21 protein-coding genes are annotated in these 20,761 nt (G+C 66.6%); 4 read left to right on the top strand and 17 right to left on the bottom strand.

Annotated features, from left to right (window positions below; translation table 11 throughout):
* Position 1 precedes the first annotated feature (1 nt).
* The 7 genes from M6B22_RS15925 to M6B22_RS15895 are packed head-to-tail and all read right to left on the bottom strand — an operon-like array spanning position 2 to position 5,508.
* Entirely contained in the window at positions 2-802 is an 801-nt protein-coding gene (locus M6B22_RS15925) for a class I SAM-dependent methyltransferase (protein WP_269442549.1), read from the bottom strand.
* Positions 799-1,512: a transaldolase gene (locus M6B22_RS15920; protein WP_269442548.1), complete on the bottom strand. Its 714-nt coding sequence runs from the start codon at positions 1,510-1,512 to the stop codon at positions 799-801. The genes M6B22_RS15925 and M6B22_RS15920 overlap by 4 nt, the downstream gene beginning before the upstream one ends.
* Positions 1,512-2,078 (bottom strand): D-glycero-alpha-D-manno-heptose-1,7-bisphosphate 7-phosphatase, encoded by a 567-nt coding sequence (locus M6B22_RS15915; protein ID WP_269442547.1) that lies wholly within the window; start codon positions 2,076-2,078, stop codon positions 1,512-1,514. The genes M6B22_RS15920 and M6B22_RS15915 overlap by 1 nt, the downstream gene beginning before the upstream one ends.
* Positions 2,075-3,058 carry an NAD-dependent epimerase/dehydratase family protein gene (locus tag M6B22_RS15910; protein ID WP_269445836.1) on the bottom strand — a complete coding sequence of 328 codons (984 nt, stop codon included), beginning with the start codon at positions 3,056-3,058 and terminating at the stop codon, positions 2,075-2,077. Before M6B22_RS15910 ends, M6B22_RS15915 begins: the two co-directional genes overlap by 4 nt.
* Entirely contained in the window at positions 3,058-3,654 is a 597-nt protein-coding gene (locus M6B22_RS15905; protein ID WP_269442546.1) for an SIS domain-containing protein, read from the bottom strand. The genes M6B22_RS15910 and M6B22_RS15905 overlap by 1 nt, the downstream gene beginning before the upstream one ends.
* 20 nt (positions 3,655-3,674) lie before the next feature.
* A complete protein-coding gene (locus M6B22_RS15900; RefSeq protein ID WP_269442545.1) occupies positions 3,675-4,244 on the bottom strand; it encodes a class I SAM-dependent methyltransferase in 570 nt (189 codons plus the stop codon).
* A 37-nt stretch (positions 4,245-4,281) separates the two neighbouring features.
* Positions 4,282-5,508, bottom strand: a complete 1,227-nt coding sequence (locus tag M6B22_RS15895; protein ID WP_407935721.1) for a glycosyltransferase family 2 protein — start codon at positions 5,506-5,508, stop codon at positions 4,282-4,284.
* A 373-nt stretch (positions 5,509-5,881) separates the two neighbouring features.
* Between M6B22_RS15895 and M6B22_RS15890 the strand changes: the two genes are divergently transcribed.
* The gene (locus tag M6B22_RS15890) at positions 5,882-6,808 is read left to right on the top strand and encodes a class I SAM-dependent methyltransferase (protein ID WP_269442543.1); all 927 of its coding nucleotides are present in this window, start codon (positions 5,882-5,884) and stop codon (positions 6,806-6,808) included.
* Between the two features lie 512 nt (positions 6,809-7,320).
* Here M6B22_RS15890 and M6B22_RS15885 read toward each other — a convergent pair.
* The gene (locus tag M6B22_RS15885; RefSeq protein WP_269442542.1) at positions 7,321-9,021 is read right to left on the bottom strand and encodes a hypothetical protein; all 1,701 of its coding nucleotides are present in this window, start codon (positions 9,019-9,021) and stop codon (positions 7,321-7,323) included.
* 168 nt (positions 9,022-9,189) lie between these two features.
* On the opposite strand from M6B22_RS15885, the gene M6B22_RS15880 reads away from it, so the two are divergent.
* Positions 9,190-9,855 (top strand): class I SAM-dependent methyltransferase, encoded by a 666-nt coding sequence (locus M6B22_RS15880; RefSeq protein ID WP_269442541.1) that lies wholly within the window; start codon positions 9,190-9,192, stop codon positions 9,853-9,855.
* Positions 9,856-9,873: 18 nt separating this feature from the next.
* Entirely contained in the window at positions 9,874-10,659 is a 786-nt protein-coding gene (locus M6B22_RS15875; RefSeq protein ID WP_269442540.1) for an acyltransferase, read from the top strand.
* Positions 10,660-10,678: 19 nt separating this feature from the next.
* Here M6B22_RS15875 and M6B22_RS15870 read toward each other — a convergent pair whose 3' ends face one another.
* The 6 genes from M6B22_RS15870 to M6B22_RS15845 form a co-directional block, all read right to left on the bottom strand.
* Entirely contained in the window at positions 10,679-12,253 is a 1,575-nt protein-coding gene (locus M6B22_RS15870) for a DUF6056 family protein (protein ID WP_269442539.1), read from the bottom strand.
* A gap of 60 nt (positions 12,254-12,313) precedes the next feature.
* Positions 12,314-12,745: a GtrA family protein gene (locus M6B22_RS15865; protein WP_269442538.1), complete on the bottom strand. Its 432-nt coding sequence runs from the start codon at positions 12,743-12,745 to the stop codon at positions 12,314-12,316.
* Entirely contained in the window at positions 12,745-13,773 is a 1,029-nt protein-coding gene (locus tag M6B22_RS15860) for a glycosyltransferase family 2 protein (RefSeq protein WP_269442537.1), read from the bottom strand. Before M6B22_RS15860 ends, M6B22_RS15865 begins: the two co-directional genes overlap by 1 nt.
* A gap of 106 nt (positions 13,774-13,879) precedes the next feature.
* Positions 13,880-15,199 (bottom strand): PhoH family protein, encoded by a 1,320-nt coding sequence (locus M6B22_RS15855; protein ID WP_269442536.1) that lies wholly within the window; start codon positions 15,197-15,199, stop codon positions 13,880-13,882.
* 318 nt (positions 15,200-15,517) lie between these two features.
* Positions 15,518-16,345, bottom strand: a complete 828-nt coding sequence (locus tag M6B22_RS15850; RefSeq protein ID WP_269442535.1) for a sulfurtransferase — start codon at positions 16,343-16,345, stop codon at positions 15,518-15,520.
* Complete coding sequence (locus M6B22_RS15845) at positions 16,335-17,102, bottom strand: isoprenyl transferase (protein ID WP_269442534.1); 768 nt, start codon at positions 17,100-17,102, stop codon at positions 16,335-16,337. Before M6B22_RS15845 ends, M6B22_RS15850 begins: the two co-directional genes overlap by 11 nt.
* 100 nt (positions 17,103-17,202) lie before the next feature.
* Here M6B22_RS15845 and trhA point away from each other — a divergent pair, with 100 nt between their 5' ends.
* Entirely contained in the window at positions 17,203-17,895 is a 693-nt protein-coding gene (gene trhA, locus M6B22_RS15840; protein WP_269442533.1) for a PAQR family membrane homeostasis protein TrhA, read from the top strand.
* 76 nt (positions 17,896-17,971) lie between these two features.
* Here the strand turns inward: trhA and M6B22_RS15835 are convergent, their stop codons facing one another.
* From M6B22_RS15835 to M6B22_RS15825, 3 genes are all read right to left on the bottom strand, one after another.
* Positions 17,972-19,009 (bottom strand): ABC transporter substrate-binding protein, encoded by a 1,038-nt coding sequence (locus tag M6B22_RS15835; protein ID WP_269442532.1) that lies wholly within the window; start codon positions 19,007-19,009, stop codon positions 17,972-17,974.
* A gap of 28 nt (positions 19,010-19,037) precedes the next feature.
* A complete protein-coding gene (locus M6B22_RS15830) occupies positions 19,038-19,841 on the bottom strand; it encodes an ABC transporter permease (RefSeq protein ID WP_407935720.1) in 804 nt (267 codons plus the stop codon).
* Positions 19,842-19,935: 94 nt separating this feature from the next.
* Complete coding sequence (locus tag M6B22_RS15825) at positions 19,936-20,745, bottom strand: ABC transporter ATP-binding protein (protein WP_269442530.1); 810 nt, start codon at positions 20,743-20,745, stop codon at positions 19,936-19,938.
* Positions 20,746-20,761: the final 16 nt, after the last annotated feature.

The raw sequence follows: 20,761 nt of genomic DNA, 5'->3' as shown, positions 1-20,761 counted from the left end.
GTCAGGCACCCTCTGCGGGAACGCGTGCAATAGCGACCAACTGCCACCCGAACGCGGAGTCCTCGCAACCGTGCCTGAGGCCGGCGTCGAAGAAACGGGTGACCGTCGCCTCGAGGCGCGAAGGGACAGTCTGCGGAACGCGATTCTCGACGTCCGCTATCAAGCGCCGACCGCGGAGGATTACGGCGAGCTTGTACAGGTTGAAGAACGGGAATCCCGCCCGCAGAACTCGATCTACCTCGTAACCGGCGTCGTGGAGCACCGCGCGCAACTGGTCTGCGGTGAAGTGCCGGTGATGCCCGATGTGACGGTCGAAGGCTGAGCGGGGACCGCCCGGCACGGTAACCACGACACGGCAGCCGGGCGCGAGCAGGCTGCGGGCGTTGGTCATGAGCCGCACCGGGTCCGCCACGTGCTCGAGCACTTCAGAACACACCGCATATCTGGCCGGCTGCTGCTCGGGATCGAGAGCCACCGGCTCAAGCAGGTTGCGGCCAACGAAGCGTGCGCCCACGTCACTCTCCCGCGCAGCAGCTTGCGCGCGCGAGACGCCCGACTCGCTGTATTCGACGCCCCAGACGGCGAGATCGGGGTACAGCCCTGCCAGAAAAACCGCGAACTCGCCCTGGCCGCTGCCAATGTCCAGCACAGTTGAATTCGCCTGCGGCCGGCCCAACAGATTCATCAGTAGCCGCCGCCGGAAGCGGTTGGCCGGATTGGTCTGCGCGGCCTCGCCGTAGGCGTCCCAATGGTGATCCCAGTCGTCTGGATCGGCGATGTGGGCCGTGGCGTCCGGATTCACAACAGAAATCCTGCCGCCCGTGCATCGTCGTGGAACATCTTGACGGTGGCGAGTGAGTAATCGTGCAGATCGCGACCGAAGGTGCCGAGCTTTTTCAGCAAGTCGTGAGTGACGGTGATGATGTGTACGCCGAGGTCGTCGGCCTGCCGGACGTTGAGGATCTCTCGCGGACTTGCCCATAGCAGTTCGAGGCTTGGGCGTGGCGCGAGGATGTCCAGGGCCTCGCGCATGATCGGAATCGGGTCGCGCCCAGTGTCCGCGATCCGGCCAGCGAACACGGACACGATCGCGTTCGTGCCGTCGCCGAGCGCCTCGGCAACCGAGGCCACCTGCGCGATCGTCATCAGCGCAGTCACATTCACCTGCACGCCTTCCGCGGCGAGCTCGTGGACGACGTCTATCGTGCTTGCACCGGCGGTGTTCATGACCGGAACCTTGACGTAGACGTTGTTTCCCCACGATGCGATCAGCCGCGCCTGCCGCAGCATTTCGCGCGGCTCGTCGGAAAACACTTCGAAGGAAACGGGTAGATCGGTGATTTCGGCCAGCACCTTGTGCGCGAATCCCGCGTAGTCGGTGATCCCGATTCGGTGCATCAGGGTGGGATTCGTAGTGAATCCCGCTATCTCCGGGCGCCTAGCGAGCTCGATCATCTCGGCCACATCGGCACCGTCGGCGAAGATCTTGACTCGCTCTAGCCCCGGCCCCATCAGTTCTCCTCACTCGCCCCAGCTAGCCCGGCCCGTCTAATCCAGCTGACCGCCTCGCTCAGACTGCCGACCGTGACGTCCGGATCGGTCGCACTCCGCTCGACATAGTCCCAGGCTAGGTGGATCGCCCGAACCCCGGCACGCCGAGCGGCCTCGATATCCCGCCAGCGGTCCCCTACGCAGGCGCTCCGTTCCAAGTCCAGACTCAGGTCCTTCGCAGCTTCGAGGATCATGCCCGGCTTCGGCTTGCGACAGGGGCACCCGTCGCTGTCGTCGTGTGTGCACACGTAGATCGCGTCCAGCGGAACGACCTCGCGAAGCAAATCATGGATTTGATCAAGGCACGCGCGGGCCAGTGTGCCACGTGCAACGTCCGGCTGGTTCGTCACCACTACGAGCGCGTAGCCGGCAGCCCGCAGATCGGCGCAGGCCTCGACAACACCAGGAAGAACGTGGAATTCGCTCAGCGAATGCGGCGGATACGGGATGCCGGCGCGAATAAGTGGCTGGTTCAGAACGCCGTCGCGATCGAGGAAGACTGCCGGCCGCAGCCGAGTCGAGGTCATTTCTCCAGCCGGCCGGAACGGAAGTCCTCGGCCATCGACTGCATCGAGGCGCGCAGCGCTTGCCGGCCAGTACGCGCATTCCCCCAGCCGAGCGCGCGGATGCGGTCGGTATTGATGCGCACAACCGGGACGTCCCCCTGCCATCCTCGATCGCCGCCGGTGTAGGCGAGGCGGGTGCTGCCTGGCGTCAGGCCGAGAACGTCCATCGCGAGTTCCGCGATCTCGGACACGGTCACATAGTCGCCTGTGGCCACGTTGAAGACAGCGAAGGGGCCCTGTGCCGCGCTAGCGGCAAGCAGCACCGCAGACACCACGTCATCGACGTGGATATATGACTTGCTCTGGCGGCCATCGCCCAGGATGCGCAACTCTGTCGGGTCTGCCAGCAATCGGCGCACGAAGTCATAGCCGACGCCGTGGGTCTGGTGTGGGCCCACGACATTGCCGAACCGGAATGCACGTACCACAAGGCCGAACATCGCCGCGTACGACGCGAGCAGCGCCTCTCCGGCGAGCTTGCTGGCGCCGTACGTGGACACCGGCAGCATCGGCCCGTGGTCCTCGCTGGCTTCGTGCTCACCAAGGTCGCCGTAGACACCGCTGCCCGAGGCGTAGATCACCAGTTCCACTGTGCTGCGGCGCGCGGCCTCGGCGACGTGGTGGGTGAGCAGGGTGCCCTGATCGAAGTCCACGGCGGGCTCGGTCACAGCGCGGGCGATGTCAGGGTTGGACGCGAGGTGAATGATCGCGGTGTGGTCGCGGACTGCGTCGACGAGGTCGCCGAGATCGCGGACATCGGCCTGGACGATCCGCAAGCGTTCATCCGACGCGTGTGGCGAAAGGTGCCAGTCACGGCCGGAGGAGAAATTGTCGTAGACCGTGACACCTTCGGTGTGACTGTCAGACAGCAGCCGGTCTACGAAATGGCTGCCAATGAAGCCTGCACCGCCGACAACGCAGACGCGGGCGAGAGGCGACATCACTGCAGCGACTCCCAACGCGTCGCGACTTTAACCAGGGCCGGATGGGTGACGAGCAAGTGCCAGACGAGCGCACACAAGCCTTCGGTCAGCGGCGTGATGTGATCGGTGAACAGGGGCGGGATGATTACGCAGGCGGTGGCGAGCTGAGCAGTCGTACCGCCGTCGCGTCCGACGATTCCGTAGATGTCACAGCCCCGTTCGCTCCCGAGTTGCAACGCCGAAACGATGTTGGTGGAAACGTGCTTCTCCGCGTTGCCACCTCCGACGGAGAACACCAGCAGGGTGTCAGAGCGTGACAGGCGAGAGCCTTTCAACCATTCGACGAAGGTGGTGTCCCAGCCTTCGTCGTTGGCTCGTGCCGTCAGTTCGGAGACATTGTCCGTCGGCGTATATGCCTCGATGTCGCATATCTTGCGGAAGTCATTGACCGCATGCGACGCGTGACCGGCCGATCCGCCTACGCCGAGAATGAATAGCCGACCACCACGCTCGCGCGTATCGGCCAAGCCGCGGGCGACCGATTCGACTGCATCAACGTCCAGTGCGTTGATGACGGCAACCGATTCGGCGAGGAAGTCTTGGGTGAAGGTCATGTGTCCTTGGTCTCCGGTGGCTAATTACGACATATTGCGAAGGTGTTCAGCGTCAGTTTGTGCCGGAAGCACTTGATGTTGTGCGGAAGGAACCCGGCTCGGACGAGCAGCGGCCATAGATCGGACGGGTCGTAATAGGCCTTGTGATCGTCCATCTCGGCGGCCGGCGACAACCCGAGGCGAAATGCCGAGAACTCGAGCGCGCGTTTGCCGCGCCACGAGGGCACGTTGACGGCACAGACACCTCCCGGCCGCAGCAGCCGACGGAATTCGCTCAACGCCTGCTGCGGGTCCCAGAGGTGCTCGAGGACCGACATACACAAGATGACGTCGAACGACGCGTCAGTGATTGCTTCGAGCGCCTCCGGAAGGACGCCCTCGATGGCGGTGATCTTCGGATGCGCCTTCAGATCCTCGGCTAGGGCAAGGTCGACGAGCGTCGCCGACCGCACGCTGCTCACCACGGTACGCATGAATGCGGCCTCGAAGCCGCAGCCGAAGTCAGCGACGTCCTGTCTCGCCAAGTCGCCAACGGTGCGGCGGATCCGGTGGCCGGAGAGCCATACCCCGAGCCGGTCAATCGGGCTCATCGGCCCATCCTGCCCGAAGGATCCCTCTCGGGTCAGGTCAGTGGACGACATCGTCGCCCCGACCGTAGCGGACCTCCGTGGCATGCAGGACCAGCGTGAAGCAGAACGTCGAGAATCCGAAGATCATCAGGAGCAGCCCGGTGATGCTGAGGTGATCTACCACGGACGAGGTAGCAGGGAGCCGGAAGTCGTGGGCCACGTAGTGGACCAGTAGCGTCGCGGCGAGACCGAGGCCGAGCACGAACATGCCGGCACTGAGCAACACGGACGGTGTGTACCGGAACAGTCGTTGCCACCGTTGCCTGGCCCGCCCGGTGTAGTCGAGGAAGGCATGCGCGAGGCAACCGAAGTAGACACTCTGCAGGCCGAGGACCGATAGGGTCAGGCCGATCAACATCCAGTAGAGGCTGAAGGTCACGTGACCGATCGTGATGTCACCGAAAGTGAGTGGCAGCGTGAGCACAAGCCCGATGGTCATAAGCACGATGCCGGGTTTGAACAGGAAGAACTCGGCGCCGTGAATGAACATGGCCCGAAGATTGATCCAAGCTGCGCTGAACGGCGAGAACCAGCCGGCGCGCTTGTGATGCGACAGCCGCCCTTCGCGGTCTTTGAGAAAGCGCACCGGGACCTCGGTCGTCTGCAAGCCCATCCGGACGGACTTGAGCACCATCTCCGAGGCGTACTCCCAGGATTGGGAGACCAGCCCCATTCGGCGGAGGGCATCGGTGGTAATGCCGCGCATCCCGCAGTGGATGTCGGTGAAGTGGCTGCCGAAGAGTCTGTTGAGGATCCACGTAGTCAGCGGGGTGCCAAAGTACTGATGCAGAGCAGGCATCGCGCCACGCTCGATCGAACCTTTCCAGCGCGAGCCCATCGCGTACTCCGTGCCGTTCCGCATCGCTTCCACGAACGGCGCCAGTTGCCGGAAGTCGTATGTGCAGTCGGCGTCACCCATGATCACGTAGCGTCCCCTGATATAGGGCAGCGCGTCGATGTAAGCGCGACCCAGGCCGCGCTTGGGTGTCTTGAGGACTCGGGCTCCCCCGCTCAGCGCGATCTGCGCGGTGCGGTCTGTCGAACTGTCGACGATCAAGATCTCGCCCACTAGGCCTGCCGCTTGCAAACCCTCGTGGCACCACGCGACAAAATCGCCCATGGTGAGTTCCTCGTCGACCGACGGAATCAAGATGGTGACCTCGGGTTCAACGACATCGTCCGCCGGCAGAAGCAGCTCTACGTCGGGGTCGGTCGGAGATGCGATACACCGGACAGCTTCCGGAAGATCGGCCGATAACGGACTGTTGGCTGTCACGTGGCCAGAGAGTAGCAGGGTGCACCGGCTCATCAGCCGGCGCAAGCAGCGTCATTACGCACGCGCACGCGCTTGACTCGGCGCGAGCTCGCCGGCCGCCACCTCGTTTGCTCGACTGGGTGCCAGCACGAGCTTCAGCTTTCTGGGCGATTCCACGACCGGTAGGCCCTGGAATCGCTCAACTACATGTGGGTGGGAGGCGATCAGCGGCAATGAATCCTGACCTCAAGCACCGTGAGACTGCGGCGCGAGCGCGTCGGAGTACATTTCGGCGACCACGGCGGCCCGGCGGCCCGGCGGTCGGTGCGATAGGTTCACGGTCATGGCTGGCTGGTTCACCACTACGAATCGCTTCGCGGATCCGACGGGCGCGCGGCGAGCCGGGCAGTTCGTGAGCGCCCTCGACGCATTTCCGGTTGGCCACCTCGTCGACCTCGGCGCCGGGCACGGAGGATTCTCCAAGATCGCCGCGGACATGGGGTGGCGGGTGACCGCCGTCGACGCCCGGTCCACGCGCTTTCCTGTAGACCAACGCATCAGGTGGGTGGTTTCCGATGTCCGCGAATTCGACAACTATGCCGACGTCGATGTCGTTCTGTGCCTTGGGCTCTGGTACCACCTGACGTTGCAGGACCAACTGGACTTGGCGAAGCGTGTTCACCCACGCCCGTTGATCATCGATACACACGTTGGAACGCGGAATCCCGACGAGTACCACGGCGCGAATCCGAGAATCAGCACTTTGATTGGCTCGAACGGCTACGAGGGGCGCTATTATAACGAGGCAGGACTGCGCAATTCTCCCACGGCGTCGTGGGGTAACGACCTATCGTTCTGGCCGACCGTGGCCACGCTGGAACGCCAACTCTACGAAGCCGGTTACGACACGGTAGAGCACCTTGCGCCGCCACACCTCGCGGACCGGGGCTTCTTCGTTGCGCGGACCTTTGACAACGAGCAGCGCGTGCGAATGGACCGCCTAGTCACGAACCTTACAGCGTTGGCCAACGCCAATGCAAAGCCGGACTCGTTACCGTTGCCGACGTTGTCCCCAGCGATCAGCGACCTGGCGCCGATAGCTGATCCACGCCAAGCCGAAGCAAGCGCAGTGGCGCCAATGCCACCGTCTCCGACAGGTGTGCGCGATGCCACTACTCGTCTTGTCGAGGCGCTAGCCCGTTCGGCGAGATTTCGCACTCATCGGGCTCTCCGCACGGCACGGCGCCGACTTTGGGAACGGTCCCGGTAACCGCCTAGATCGGCAGGTCGTCAAGTATCTCGATGGATCAGGGCGGCTAGCGCTCCAAGTGAGCGAGTGAGCTTGACGTGCGCAAACTGCGGGTGCCCCTGCAGTGCCTCGATCACCGCCTCCGCGCCCTGGTGCCGGTCGACCCAACGGGTCGTCACGCTGGGCAACTTCGTACGTCAGCACTACCCGTGCGCCGGCCGCGATGCGCGAGAGCTCGTCAGTGGCGTCGTAAGACAGCAGCCGACGGTCTTCTCAATGAGCAAATTGACCGTGCCGGCGCCGCCATGGACAAAGCCGTTGGTAGTAGGTGTCAAGAACCTGCGGCCTTCGGTTCTGACATTCGGTCGGCTTGGGTGACTTCGTGTGGTCCGCGGGTGGGTTGACAGTGGCGTAGTCCGACCGCAGTTGCTCGTAGCAGTGCCAGGCAGTGGTGAATTCCCAACTCGAATCGCTGGCTTGCAACCCGGCATCGAGGCGGTGGGGTTCTGGGCATGGACACGCGAACTCAGCAATCAGGATCGCGAGCGGGCAGGTTTGCCGGGCGAGCGAACCCACGGGTTCGGCACCAATTCGATCCGTAGGTCGCGCGGCAGGTGGTTATACACCTTGAAGCTCCTCTGTAGCCGCGGGTTGAACGGGTCGCCGTCATGAACGAAGCTGGGGAACGGCAGTGGCTTCACCTCGACGCTGCTGTGGCCCGCGGCCACAGCAGCGCGAACCGCTGCGATTCGGCGCTCGGCCGCCCGGTCGACACGCACGTAGACGATGAACATCGCGACCAGCAGCACTAGGGCGATTGCGTGCGGAGCAAACGCGACGCCTTTGACGCGCAGGACTGCGAACGCCTCGGCGGCGGGCGTGGCCAGAAGGCTGACGATCGCCAGCAACAGGAAATAGGACGGATAGAAGCAGCGTGGCCCCAGCGGATGGACGACTGCCAACGGGAGGACCAGCAGGACCACGGCCGCGCACAACAGCCACAGAGTCCACCGCCTACGACGGTCGGACAGCAGCTTCGCACCGGTCACGACGAGCGCGATCGCCAACAGCACGACGTCGAGCGTTGCCAGCGCGCGTACCCGTTCGGCGGTCCCCCCGTGGCGCTCGACGAGCCACAGCCAGTACCCGAGAGCCGCCCATGCGACAGACGCGACGACCGCTACGATCGCCCACCTGCTCCACGCGCCGGCGATCCGCTTGGCGCGCAATGCGATCAGGACCAACAACACGAGCAGTACCGCGTTGAGAGCGAGATTCTGCACCACCGCCTGCGTGGGCAGGTAGTCGACGACCTTCACGGCCAGCTTGCGCGCCGCGTGTTTGCCGGAGGCCGGCTGCACGCCCTGATACTTGGCGTTACCCGCCACCGCGTGGCGGTACGCGGAGTTGGAGAACATCGCGGCGGCGCCGACCAGGGCCGCGAGAGTCCACGTGGTGGTCATCGTCGGCCAAGAACGATGCACCCGGCGGCCGGCAAAGGTCAGCACGATGCCCAACGCGCAGATACACAGCGTGACGTGCTCCATGAACAGTTGTCCGGTGAACCCGGCCACCGCCACCGCCACCAGTTGCAGCCGCGGCGGCGCGGCAGGCTGCCCGGGCGGCCCGGGCTGACCGAATCGCGACCACTCGGAAGCGACAATGACGAGAAAGCCCAGCAGGAAGAGCGTGGCGACGCCGTAGTTGACGAACCCGGACAGCCAGACCACACCCTGCCGCCACACGCCCAACGGCATGGCGAGGACGAGCGCGCTGACGAGCCCGTAGCCGAGCGGCGTGCGGTTGCCGGTGAGCTGGAGGAGCAGCACGGCGCTGGCACATACGACAGCGGAGAGCACGACGGCGGCAAGCGGTCCGGTTCGCAGCAGCGCAACGATCAGCAGGTTTCCCCCATACCTGCCGTTGATGCCGGCGAAGAACGTGTCGAGGCGGCGGTTGCCGGCGGCCGATCCCCAGACCCAGTCATCGCCACTGCGCGGGAAACAGTCCGCCAGCGCGGCGAGGACGACGAACCACGTGCCGACAACGGCCAGCTCCCAGCGAGGCGGGCGCCGGGTGTCTCGTGCGACCGGCGCGATGGCCGGCGTGGCAGTCACGACGTCCCACACCCAGCAGGAAGCAACGTCACGCTGCCCTCCATCGAGTTCGTGCTTGTAGGCGCGGTCACTCGGCACCACCACACCGCCCGGCGCCCGCTGAACTCTAACGTCCATTCCGGGGATCTCCGTAACCGCTGCCGGCCGACACTCCGGGGCACGGCGCTGACGAGTCGGGTCCGATACCATCGGGCCGAGCCGATGCCGGCCGATGCCAGCGGCTGACTCCGCCGCCGAGAGGAGGACGGGATGACAGCCGACCCAGGCGAGGATCCCGCGAGCATCTTGGCGGACTGGTACGGCGAGCACTACTCCAGCGTCACGGCGACCGCCGACGGCTCGGTATTCCACACCTACATGCACCGAGCGATGGAGCGCCGGTACGGTCCGCAGGCGAGTTTTCCGCGCGTGCTGGAAGTCGGCGGCAACCGCGGCGAACACATTCCGTTCGTCCGGCACCAGTTCACCGACTACCTCGTCACCGACCTGCGCCTGCCGGTGCTGCCCGACCAGCTGAGCGCCGACAGCCGGATCCGCGCCGAGGCCTGCGATGTTCTGTCGATACCGCAGCGTGACGGGACCTTCGACCGCGTCATCGCCACCTGCCTACTTCACCACGTGGACAGTCCGCTGATGGCTGCGCGCGAGATGCGGCGCGTGGTCAGGCCGGGCGGCCAGATCACGATTCTCCTGCCGACCGACCCCGGCCTCGCCTACCGAGTCGGAAAGGCAGTGACCTCGGGCCGGGCGGCTCGACGCGCAGGCCTCGGCGACCGTTACAAGCTGATCGGCGCCATCGATCATCGCAACCACTTCCAATCCATCAAAGAGCAGCTTCGGTACGCGTTCCGGCCCGACACAGTCGGCGTCGATTGGTACCCGTTCCGCCTACCGAGCATGAGCCTGAATGCGTTTGCGGTGTTCACGATCGTTACATCATCAGTCAGCTAGTAGACCGAAGGCCGGGGAATGCCGATAATCCACGAACTGTCCACCTACGCCGATGAGCGCGGAAACTCGATCAGCTATCAGGGCAGGCAGGAAAAGGGAATACGAGTCAAATTCACCGGCTCGAACAACACGGTCACCATTGATCCCCGTGCCCGTATCGAGAGCTTGATTGTGGACTTCGACTGCAATAACGGTGTGCTGCGAATCGGCGGTAACGACGGCGCACCTCCGCTGCGCGCCGCGATCCGGGTCGGGCAGGACTCGGTGGTCTCGATCGGGCGCAATGTATCGATGACCTCGGTGTGCGCCATGTCGGCCACTGAGGGAGCGCACATCACCATCGGTGACGATGTCATGTTCGCCAGCGAGAATCAGGTGCGCGCCGACGACGGCCACCCGATCTTTGACGTTCGCACCGGTTTGCGTGCCAATCCCGCTCGATCAATCACGATCGGAGCACATGTCTGGCTGGGGCGCGCGGCCGTCGTACTCGGCGGCGCCAAGATCGGGTCCGGCAGTGTGATCGGATACGGCAGCATCGTGACGAAATCGGTTCCCAACAACTGCATCGCGGCGGGGGTTCCCGCCAAGATCGTTCGCCGCGATATTGCGTGGGAGCGTCCGCATCTCTCGCTCGTCGCACCCTTCTACAAGCCAGATGCAAGCACGATCACCAAGTCGTCCTATTGGCATCTCACCGAGGGGCCGAGTCGCGCACGAGGCCTCGGTACTCGGCAACTGCTGAGACGGGTAGGTACGCGGCTGATTCATCAACTGCGGCGAGTCCGCGGGTCAGCGAGATGACCCGCCCGCCGGCCGGTCATCATGGTGCGGGCAGTGGGGGCGGCTTTCCAGGAACGCGCAGCCAGGGATTGGGCACCAGTTGCACGACGAGATCGCTCGGCAGGCCGTAATACGCCTTGAACCGCTCATAGAGCACCGAGAAGAACGGATCGCCGTTGTGCACGTAATACGGATATGGCAGCGGGCTGATCTGCACATGATCGCGTCCGGCGTCAACCGCCTGATGGATATGGTCGAGCCGCCGGTCGAGCGCGTGGCTGATAGTGACGTACACCACGAACATCAGCACCACGATTGCGGCCGACGCCAGGTGGAGCGGAACTGAGAACTCGGGGCGCCCGACTACGCTGAGCCGTTCGCGTACCTCGCGCGCGACGACGCTCACCGCAACCAGCAAGAGCAGGTAGGTCGGATAGAAGCAGCGCGGCCCGATCGGATTGACGAACAGTAGCGGTCCGATCAACACGACCGACGATGCGACGGCCACGCCCATCGACCAACGCCGCTCGCGGGAGCGGATAAGCGTCAGCGCCGTCAGCACCAGCATCGCCAGGAGAAGCAAGGTAGCCAGCATCGCGAGCGATCGGGTTCGCGTGCCAAGGTGCCGATGCCGCTCGGCCAACCACAGCCCCCAGGACAGCAGCAGAAACGCGAAGGACAGCACGATGATCACCTGTCCGGCGCCGGTTCGGAATCGGCCGGATGCGATGACTAGAAGAACTACGAGGACGACGAGTGTCGCATTCAGAACTACGTTCAGCACGACGGCGTGGGTACTGATGTAGTCGAACAATTTGACGGCCAGATCGTGTAGTCCGTTCTTCCCGGACAGGACCTGGGTCTTCTGATAGGCGGGTCCACCACGGGCCACGGTCCGGTACGCCGAATTGGAGAACATCACAGCAGCACCGACGAATCCCGCCGCGGTCCAGGTCAGCACGTAGGGACCCCAGCGACCATGCACTCGACGGAACAGGAGGCTGAGCCCTACACCCATGACACAGATGCTGAGCGTGACGTTTTCCATGAACAGTTGACCGACGAACCCGGCGAGCGCGACCAGCGCGAGTCGGCCTGCTCCCGGCCGCCGAAGGCGACCGCTCCACTCGCCCTTGGCGAGAGCGAAAAGGCCGAGGAAGGCGAGCGCGGCGAAGGCGTAGTTCGTGAAGCCGGAGAGCCAGACGACACTCTCGCGCCAGGTACCCAGCGGCATGGTGAGGAATAGCAGACCGACCAGCCCGTAGCCGAGCGGCGAGCGGTTGTCGGACACCTGCAGCACGAGAAACAGGGTCGCGCAGACGATCGCCGAGACAACCAGTGGCGCGAAGAGACCGGCGCGGACCAGTATGAGCACGGTCAGATCTCCGCCGTAGCGCCCATTGATCCCGGAGAAGAAGTGTGAAAGCCGATCTGTGCCTTCGTGTGTACCCCAGGCCCAGTCGTCGCCGGTCCGCGGGAAGAACTCCGCCAGGATCGCGAACACGATGAACCAGGTGGCTAACAGCCCGGCCTCCCAGCGGGGAACCCAAGGCAGGTTGGTGGCGCGGGGGTTCGACCTCGGCGCTTTCAGTTGTCCTGCCGAACGCGCCGTCATGGGAAGGACGATAACCGGTGATTTGCGCCGGGATGGAGCCCGGTTCAGCGAACTGCTCGCTTAGGAGTCGGCCGCATCCCGGTGGGAGTCAGCGAGCCCTACCTCGGGCGGGTGCCCGACGCCGCTGAGTCTGCCGATCATGATGTGGTGAGCGAGGATGTAGGTCAACGGAATCGCGAATACGGCGACGGCCAGCGGCGCGATCCGCTGATCGATGCCCAGTCCGGCTACCGCAATGCGCAGCCCGACGGTGGTCAGGACGAAGTTCGCCACGTTGGAAAGTGGGAACAGCAGGAACGTGCGCCAGGTCGGCCGCGTGCGAAACGTCAGGTAGCAGTTCAGGAAGTACGAGCAGATCATCGCGACGACGAACGCGCAGACATGCGCTAGCAGATAGGTGATCTCTGTTCTGAGCACGAGGTAGACGGCGTAGTAGATCCCGGTGTTGAGGACACCGATCGCACCGAAGCGCGCGAGACGTTTGAGCACCATCAGCCTTCGCGGGTGGCCTTCGATTCCGCCGAGCGCGCCACTGCCTGCTCGATCGCGGCGACCAGCTGCTCGTGGGCCGGGCCGAGCACCTCGGTGACCGGCAGCACCACCGGTCCGCTCGCCTCCTTCAACAGAAAGTGCGGCCGACCCTTGGTCTCGGCGTAGATCCGGCCCAGGTACTCGCCGATCACCCCGAGCAGGATCATCTGCAGGCCGCCGAACCCCACCACGGCGCAGATCAGGGTGACGTATCCGGGTGCCGACACCCCGCTGACGATCGCCTGCACCAGCACCCACACCGCATAGACGAGGGCACTGAGCGAAACCACGATACCCAGGTGGATCGCGAACCGCAGTGGCTTGGTGTTGAAGGACAGGATCCCGTCGATGCCGTAGTTGACCAGGTCCCGAAGCCGCCACTTGCTCTCGCCGGCCTCACGCGCCACGTTCTGGTAGTCGACCGTCGCCGTGTTGAAGCCGATCCAGGAGAACAGCCCTTTGGAGAAGCGGTTGTACTCGCCGAGGGCGAGCAGCGCACGGACCGCGGTCCGGCTGAGCACCCGGAAGTCTCCGACCCCGTCTTCCAGCGGCACGTCGCTCAGCCGGTTCATCAGCCGGTAGTACTGCCGAGAGGCGAACGTGCGGACGGCGGCGTCCCCGGTCCGCGTGCGGCGCGCGACCACCTGGTCGTAGTCGCCGTCGAGGTACGGCAGCATCTGCGCGAGCAAGTGCGGCGGATGCTGCAAGTCGGCGTCCATGATCGCAACTGCGTCACCACGCGCCTGGCTCAGCCCGGCCAGCATGGCAGATTCCTTGCCGAAATTGCGGCTCAACGCGAGATATCGGAACCGCCCGTCGCGCCGGGAGAACTCACGCAGCATCGCAAGCGTGGCGTCCCGGCTCCCGTCGTCGACAAGGATCACCTCGTACTCCGAAGTGATCGCACCGAGCTGCTCGACGAGTGCCTGGAACAGCTGTTCCAGCACCGATTCCTCGTTGTAGCACGGCACGACTACCGACAGCTTCACGACTCTCCACTTTCGACAGCGACCTCGATTGCGCCAGCCAATTGCGCCAGCTAGAGGCTACGCGCGCACCCGAAGCTGTCCGGCACGATCACCGGCTTCGACTCAGCTAGAGCGGCAGGTCCTCGAGCATCTCGGTGACCAGGGCCGCGATCGGCGAGCGCTCCGAGCGGGTGAGGGTGACGTGCGCGAACAGCGGATGCCCCTGCAGCGCCTCGATCACCGCGGCCACGCCGTCGTGCCGGCCGACCCGCAGGTTGTCGCGCTGGGCGACGTCGTGCGTCAGCACCACCCGCGAACCGGCGCCGATGCGCGAGAGCACGGTGAGCAGCACGTTGCGCTCCAGCGACTGCGCCTCGTCGACGATGACGAACGAGTCGTGCAGCGAGCGGCCGCGGATGTGCGTCAGCGGCAACACCTCCAGCATGCCGCGGTCGAGCACCTCGTCCATGACGTCCGAGGACACCAGCGCGCCGAGCGTGTCGAACACGGCCTGCGCCCAGGGCGCCATCTTCTCGTTCTCGCTGCCCGGCAGGTAACCCAGCTCCTGCCCGCCGACGGCGTACAGCGGCCGGAACACCACGACCCGCTTGTGCGCGCGCCGCTCGAGCACCGCCTCCAACCCGGCGCACAGCGCGAGCGCCGACTTGCCGGTACCGGCGCGACCCCCGAGCGAGACGATGCCGACGTCCGGGTCGAGCAGCAGGTCCAGGGCGACACGCTGCTCCGCCGAACGCCCGTGCAGGCCGAACGCCTCGCGGTCACCGCGCACCAGCCGCACCTGCTTGTCCGGTGTCACCCGGGCCAACGCCGATCCCTTGGCCGAGTGCAGCACCAGCCCGGTGTGGCACGGCTGGTCCGCGACCGCGGCGAAGTCGGCGTGGTCGATCAGGTCCAGCTGCTCGCCGCCGTAGAGCGCGTCGATCGTCTCGGCGGCGACCTCCAGCTCGGCCATGCCCGTCCAGCCGGTCGCGTCGGCCACCGGGTGCATGCGGTACTCGTCGGCCGTGATCCCGACCGAGGCCGCCTTCACCCGCAACGGCATGTCCTTGGTGACCAGCGTGACGTCGTAGTCGTCAGCGGCCAGGTTCAGCGCGACGGCGAGGATGCGCGAATCGTTGCTGTCCATGCGAAAGCCCGCCGGCAGCGTCGTCAGGTCCGAGTGGTTCAGCTCGACACGCAGCGTCCCGCCGTCCGCGCCGATCGGCACCGGGGCGTCCAGCCGGCCGTGCTCGATGCGCAGCTCGTCCAGCACGCGCAGCGTCTGCCGCGCGAACCAGCCCAGCTCGGGGTGGTGCCGCTTGCCCTCCAGCTCGCTGATGACCACGAGCGGCAGCACCACCTCGTGCTCGGCGAAGCGGCCCAGCGCGCCCGGGTCGGACAGCAGGACGGAGGTGTCGAGGACGAACGTGCGGCGGGTAGCGGTCACGGATCGCTCCTGGCGGTGGACGGGGCGCGGCGGCTCGCAGGCGCGTTCGCCGCGCAATCGAGGATCCGGTCGGCCCGGGCGCCGGCAGCGGCGGGGACCATCCGGTCCCCCTCGCTGGTATCGACCACCGTGCGGGACCTCCCGAGCGGGTCGGGTAGGCCGGCCCACCGGTGTCGACGCTACGTCGGGTGCGGGTGGCCTTCGGGTAGGCGCACCGGGTCGGCGGGTCGCCCGCGCCCGGGCGCAGGGTCAGGCAGCTCAGGCGAGGGTTCAGCGGCTCAGCCGGGGGTTCAGGGGCTCAGGCGGGGGCTCGGCAGCTCAGGCAGGGCCGAGGGCGGCCGGACGCGTCTCGTCGGCACCCCACTGCGACCAGGAACCCGGGTAGAGCGCGAGCCCGTCCAGCCCGGCCACCGTCATCGCCAGCAGGTCGTGGCAGGCCGTGACGCCGGAACCGCAGTACGCGACCGCACCGTTCGGCTCAGCGGCAGCGAACCGCGCGCGCAGCGCCTCGGCCGGGCGGAACAGCCCGGACTCGTCGAGGTTGCCCGCCCAGGGCGCACTGAGCGCACCGGGGACGTGGCCCGGGCGGGGATCGATCGCCTCGTCCCCGTAGGCGAACCGCACGGCAGTGCGCGCGTCGTACACGGCCCGCTCGGACGTGGCCACCTGGTCGGCGCTCAGGAACCGTCCGGCCGGCCACTCGCGCACCGGGCGCTGCACCGGGACGGGCACCGGGACCTCGGTGCTGAGCTCGCCCGGCCACGCGTCGATGCCGCCGTCCAGCACGGCCACCGGCTCGCCCAGCACGTGCAGCAGCCACCACAGCCGAGCTGCCGTCGAGCCTCCGGAATCGTCGTAGGCGACCACCGGTGTGCCCTCGGCGATGCCCATCCGGCCCAGCGCGCCGGCGAAGGCGGCCTCGTTCGGCAGCGGGTGGCGGCCGGCGGCGGGGCTGGCCGGGCCGGACAGGTCGGAGTCGATGTCCAGCCACACGGCACCGGGCAGGTGGCCGGCCAGGTACGCGTCCAGGCCACCGCGGCCGTCGCCGGCGCCGTTCAGGTACCACCGGACGTCCACGAGGCGAACCTCGTCCAGCTGCTCGGCCAGCCGGTCGGCTCGCACGAGCGGCCCGAACTCAGCCGCCATAACGGCGCTGCCGGGTGCCGAAGTCACGCAGCGCCCGCAGGAAGTCGATCTTGCGGAAGTCCGGCCACAGCGCGTCGCAGAAGTAGAACTCCGAATGCACCGACTGCCACAGCAGGAACCCGCCGAGCCGCTGCTCGCCGGACGTGCGGATCACCAGATCGGGATCGGGCTGGCCCTTGGTGTAGAGGTGCTCGGCGATGTGGTCGACGTCGATCACCTCGGCCACGTCCTCCAGGGACGCGCCGGCGGCAGCGTGCTCCTGCAGCAGCGAGCGCACCGCGTCGGCGATCTCGCGCCGCCCGCCGTAGCCGACCGCGATGTTCACGTTCAGCCCGTCGCGCCCCGCGGTGCGCTCCTCGGCGGACTTCAGCGCGGCGGCCGTCTCCGACGGCAACAGGTCCAGGGCACCGACCACGTGCAACCGCCACGGCTTGCCGGGCGCGGACAGCTCCTCGCCCACCCCCGCGATGATCCGCAGCAGCGGCTCGAGCTCGCGCGGAGGGCGGCGCAGGTTGTCGGTGGACAGCAGCCAGATCGTCACGTGCGCGACGCCGGCCTCGGTGCACCAGTCCAGCAGGTTCGCGATGTGCTGCGCCCCGATAACGTGGCCCTGGCTGACGTCGTCGAAGCCGGCCGCGCGCGCCCACCGGCGGTTGCCGTCGATCATGATCGCGACGTGCCGCGGGATCGGCAGGCCGTCCAGGTGGGCGCGCAGCCGACGCTCGTAGACCGAATAGACGGCATCGCGCAGACCCACGAACTCAACATAGCGCCACCGCGGCCCGCCCCGATGCGCCCTGCTGTGTGGGGACCCGCGGAAATTCGGCGCGGAACCTACGCTGCAGTAACCTTGGGCCATGAGCTCGTCGCCCGTGCCGACCACCCCCGCGCTGGTGATCTCGGCGGTTGCCGACCTCAAACCCCGGCTGCGCGGCTGGCTGCACGCCTATGCCGCGGCGGTCTCGATCCTCAGCGGTGCCGCGCTGGTCGCGGTTGCCGCGGCGCTGCGTGGCGGCCCGGCCGTCGCGTCCACGAGCGTCTACGCGGCGACGGTCACCATGCTCTTCGGCACGTCCGCGCTCTACCACCGGCTGAACTGGAGCGAGCGGTCACGCGCGCTGATGAAGCGCCTGGACCACTCGATGATCTTCGTGTTCATCGCCGGGACCTACACGCCGATCGCCGTGCTCACCCTGTCCCGGACGTCTGCGGTCGCGGTGCTGGCCGTGGTCTGGACGGGCGCTCTGTTCGGCGCGAGCCTGCAGACCGCGTGGCCGGCCGCACCGCGCTGGCTGTCGGTGCCCACCTACGTGGCGCTCGGCTGGGTCGCGGTGTTCGTCTTTCCTGGCCTGCTGCACGGCGGCGGCGTCGCGGCGTTCGTCCTGATCGCGCTCGGCGGCGTCGTGTACACGCTCGGCGCACTCGTCTACGGGCTCAAGCGACCCAACCCGGTGCCCGGCGTGTTCGGCTTCCACGAGGTGTTCCACCTGTGCACCCTGGTCGCGGCGCTGTGCCATTACGTCGCCATCTGGATCGCCGTCTTCAGCTGAACGCACGCTCCCCCCACCCAGTGACGAGAATCAGTGCCGGAATCTCGTCACCGGGTGGGGGAAGGCGTACCCCCGATCAGCGCGCGGCGTCGACGAACTGCGTGCTGTAAGTCTTGCTCAGGTCGATCTGGTCGGCCTTGCCCTTCAGATCCGGGTGGAACTTGCTGAGCACGGTGAGCACGTTCTGCGCGCCGGCCGGATCCATCTTCCCGTCAGCGGTGAACATGTTCTTGCTCGCGTTCAGGGCCGCCACGTAGGTGTCCGACCCGCCGTTTCCGGACGCGAAGTCGGTCGGCATCTTCGCCGCGATCTCGGCTCCGGTGTGGTCGTGGATGAAGCCGAGCGTCTTGACCAGCGCGTTCGCCAGCTTCTGCACGGTCTTCGGGTTCTTCTGCACGTACGAGCAGTCCATGTACAGCGAGGACGCCGGGTACAACCCGCCCAGCGCGGCCTGGGTGCCCTCGACGGTGCGCATGTCCAGCAGCACCTTGCCCAGGCCCTTCTTGGTCACCTGCTGCACGGTCGGGTCGGTGGTCATGCCGGCCGCGATGCCGTGGTTCTGCAGCGCCGCCACGAACGTGCCGCCCGCACCGGCCGCGACACTCGTGTAGTCAGCCGAGGACACGCCCGCCTTGCCGGCCAAGTACTGGGTGAGGAAGTCGGTGGACGAGCCGGGGCTGGTGATCCCGAGCTTCTTGCCCTTGAAGTCCGAGGGTGAGGAGATGTCCGAGCCGGTCGCGACCATCTCGACCTCGCCGGGCACGTTGGCGAACTGCACCACCGATTCCAGGCACTTGCCCTTGGACTGAAGGTCGATCGTGTGGTCGTAGAAGCCGACGACGGCGTCGACCTGCCCCGCGACCAGCGCGGTCTCGGCGCTGGCACCGGACGGCTCGCTCTGCAGCTTGACGTCCAGCCCCTCGTCCTTGAAGTAGCCCAGCCGTTCGGTGAGTTCGGCGGGCAGGTAGATCACCTTGTCCAGCCCGCCTACCATGATCGACACGTGGGCGGGGTTGCCGCCGGAACTCTCGTGCGCGGACTTGCCGTGGCAGGCGGCCAGGCTCAGCGCCGTGGTGGCGGCGAGAGCGACCGCGATGGGCGTGCGCAGTTTCATGGTGCAGTTCCTCCTGGGTGAGACGGGCTCAGATACCCGCGGTAAAGGTGGACGGGGCAGGTGGACGCCAGCGCAGCAGCCGGCGTTCGGCGAAGCCGAGGATCACCTCGGCGAGCAGCGCCAGAACGGTGGACAGGATCATCCCGGCGTAGATGCCGGCCGCGTCGAACGTGCCCTGCGCGGTGGAGATCAGCAGGCCGACACCCTTGTCCGCGCCGGCGTACTCGCCGACGATCGCTCCGATCAGCGCGAAGCCGAACGCGGTGTGCAACGAGGCGAGGATCCAGCTGGTCGCGCTCGGCACCACGATCGAACGCAGCACCTGCCACCGTCCGGCGCCGAGCACCCGGGCGTTGTCGATCAGGTTGCGGTCAACCTCCCGGGCGCCCTGGAAGGCGTTGAAGAACACCGGGAAGAAGACGAGCACGAGCGCAGTGGCGACCTTGCTCTCCATGCCCAGGCCGAACCAGATGATGAACAGCGACGCGAGGACGATGCGCGGCACGGCGTTGAGCGCCTGAACGAACGGCGCGAGCACTTCGGCAAGCAACCGAGCCCGGCCGAACAGGATGCCCAGCACGATGCCGGCGAAGGAGCCGAACACGAAGCCGAGCACCGCCTCCTGCAGCGTGACGCTGACGTTCGCCCAGATCGAGCCCTTGTAGGTGCCGACCGTGAACCAGCCGTACAGCCGGTCCCAGATCAGGCTCGGCTTGGAGTAGTAGAACGGGTCCAGCCAGTACGACGCGGCCAGCTGCCACAGGCCGAACACGGCAACCAGGACCAGTACCCGCAGCGTCCAGACCACCGCTGATCGGCGGCGGCGGCGCATTCGCCAGCGGGCCAGGTCGACCTCGTCCGAGGTGTCGAAATCTTGTCCGGCAGCGCGGACGGTGCGTGACCTGACACGCTGGGCGACGGCCTGCTCAGGCGACACGGCCGGCCTCCTTCTGCTCCTGCCGCGCGATGTCGACCTCGGCGGACAGCGACCGCCAGATCTGCTTGTAGATCGCGATGAACCCGTCCGTGACGCGCAGTTCCTCGACGTCGCGCGGGCGCGGCAACCCGATCGCGAAGACGTCCTTGACCCGGGCCGGCGAGGCGGTCATCACCACTACCCGGTCGGCGAGTGCGATCGCCTCTTCGAGGTCGTGGGTCACGAACAGCACGGCCGCTCCCGATCCGGTCCACAGCCGCAGCAGCTCGTGCTGCATCAGCGCGCGCGTCTGCACGTCCAGCGCACTGAACGGCTCGTCCATCAGCAAGATCTCCGGTTCGATCATCAGCGTCTGGGCGAGCGCGACCCGCTTGCGCATGCCACCGGAGAGCTGGTGCAGGTAGTACGACTCGAAGCCGGACAGCCCGACGCGCGCGATCAGCTCTCGGGCTCGGTCGCGGGCATCGCGCCGGTTGGCGCCGCGCCAGAGCGGTCCGGCCGCGACGTTGCCGAGCACGTTGCGCCACGGCAGCATCGCGTCGGTCTGGAACATGTAGCCGACACCGTCGGGAATGGCGGTGACCGGACGACCCTTCACCCGCACCTCGCCGGAGCTGGCCGGCTGCAGCCCGGAGACCAGGGAGAGGGTCGTGGACTTGCCGCATCCGGTGGGGCCGACCAGCGCGACGAACTCGCCGGGCTCGACCGACAGGGTCACGTCGCGCAGCGCGGTGTGCAGCCCGCCTCGGGCGGTGGGGAAGCGTTTGGTGGCGGCGACGAGCTCGACCAGCGGGGACATCGGGCCTCCTTTCGTT

The sequence above is a fragment of the Jatrophihabitans cynanchi genome (genome assembly GCF_027247405.1).
Classification (GTDB): domain Bacteria; phylum Actinomycetota; class Actinomycetes; order Mycobacteriales; family Jatrophihabitantaceae; genus Jatrophihabitans_B; species Jatrophihabitans_B cynanchi.
This window is presented reverse-complemented; position numbering and strand designations above follow the sequence as displayed.

What these genes read in the sequence shown, in the direction of transcription:
- M6B22_RS15920 (WP_269442548.1), bottom strand. Translation starts at nt 1,512, where the DNA reads ATGGGGCCGGGGCTAGAGCGAGTCAAGATCTTCGCCGACGGTGCCGAT.
- M6B22_RS15915 (WP_269442547.1), bottom strand. Translation starts at nt 2,078, where the DNA reads ATGACCTCGACTCGGCTGCGGCCGGCAGTCTTCCTCGATCGCGACGGC.
- M6B22_RS15910 (WP_269445836.1), bottom strand. Translation starts at nt 3,058, where the DNA reads ATGTCGCCTCTCGCCCGCGTCTGCGTTGTCGGCGGTGCAGGCTTCATT.
- M6B22_RS15905 (WP_269442546.1), bottom strand. Translation starts at nt 3,654, where the DNA reads ATGACCTTCACCCAAGACTTCCTCGCCGAATCGGTTGCCGTCATCAAC.
- M6B22_RS15900 (WP_269442545.1), bottom strand. Translation starts at nt 4,244, where the DNA reads ATGAGCCCGATTGACCGGCTCGGGGTATGGCTCTCCGGCCACCGGATC.
- M6B22_RS15890 (WP_269442543.1), top strand. Translation starts at nt 5,882, where the DNA reads ATGGCTGGCTGGTTCACCACTACGAATCGCTTCGCGGATCCGACGGGC.
- M6B22_RS15885 (WP_269442542.1), bottom strand. Translation starts at nt 9,021, where the DNA reads ATGGACGTTAGAGTTCAGCGGGCGCCGGGCGGTGTGGTGGTGCCGAGT.
- M6B22_RS15875 (WP_269442540.1), top strand. Translation starts at nt 9,874, where the DNA reads ATGCCGATAATCCACGAACTGTCCACCTACGCCGATGAGCGCGGAAAC.
- M6B22_RS15870 (WP_269442539.1), bottom strand. Translation starts at nt 12,253, where the DNA reads ATGACGGCGCGTTCGGCAGGACAACTGAAAGCGCCGAGGTCGAACCCC.
- M6B22_RS15865 (WP_269442538.1), bottom strand. Translation starts at nt 12,745, where the DNA reads ATGGTGCTCAAACGTCTCGCGCGCTTCGGTGCGATCGGTGTCCTCAAC.
- M6B22_RS15850 (WP_269442535.1), bottom strand. Translation starts at nt 16,345, where the DNA reads ATGGCGGCTGAGTTCGGGCCGCTCGTGCGAGCCGACCGGCTGGCCGAG.
- trhA (WP_269442533.1), top strand. Translation starts at nt 17,203, where the DNA reads ATGAGCTCGTCGCCCGTGCCGACCACCCCCGCGCTGGTGATCTCGGCG.
- M6B22_RS15835 (WP_269442532.1), bottom strand. Translation starts at nt 19,009, where the DNA reads ATGAAACTGCGCACGCCCATCGCGGTCGCTCTCGCCGCCACCACGGCG.
- M6B22_RS15830 (WP_407935720.1), bottom strand. Translation starts at nt 19,841, where the DNA reads ATGCGCCGCCGCCGCCGATCAGCGGTGGTCTGGACGCTGCGGGTACTG.
- M6B22_RS15825 (WP_269442530.1), bottom strand. Translation starts at nt 20,745, where the DNA reads ATGTCCCCGCTGGTCGAGCTCGTCGCCGCCACCAAACGCTTCCCCACC.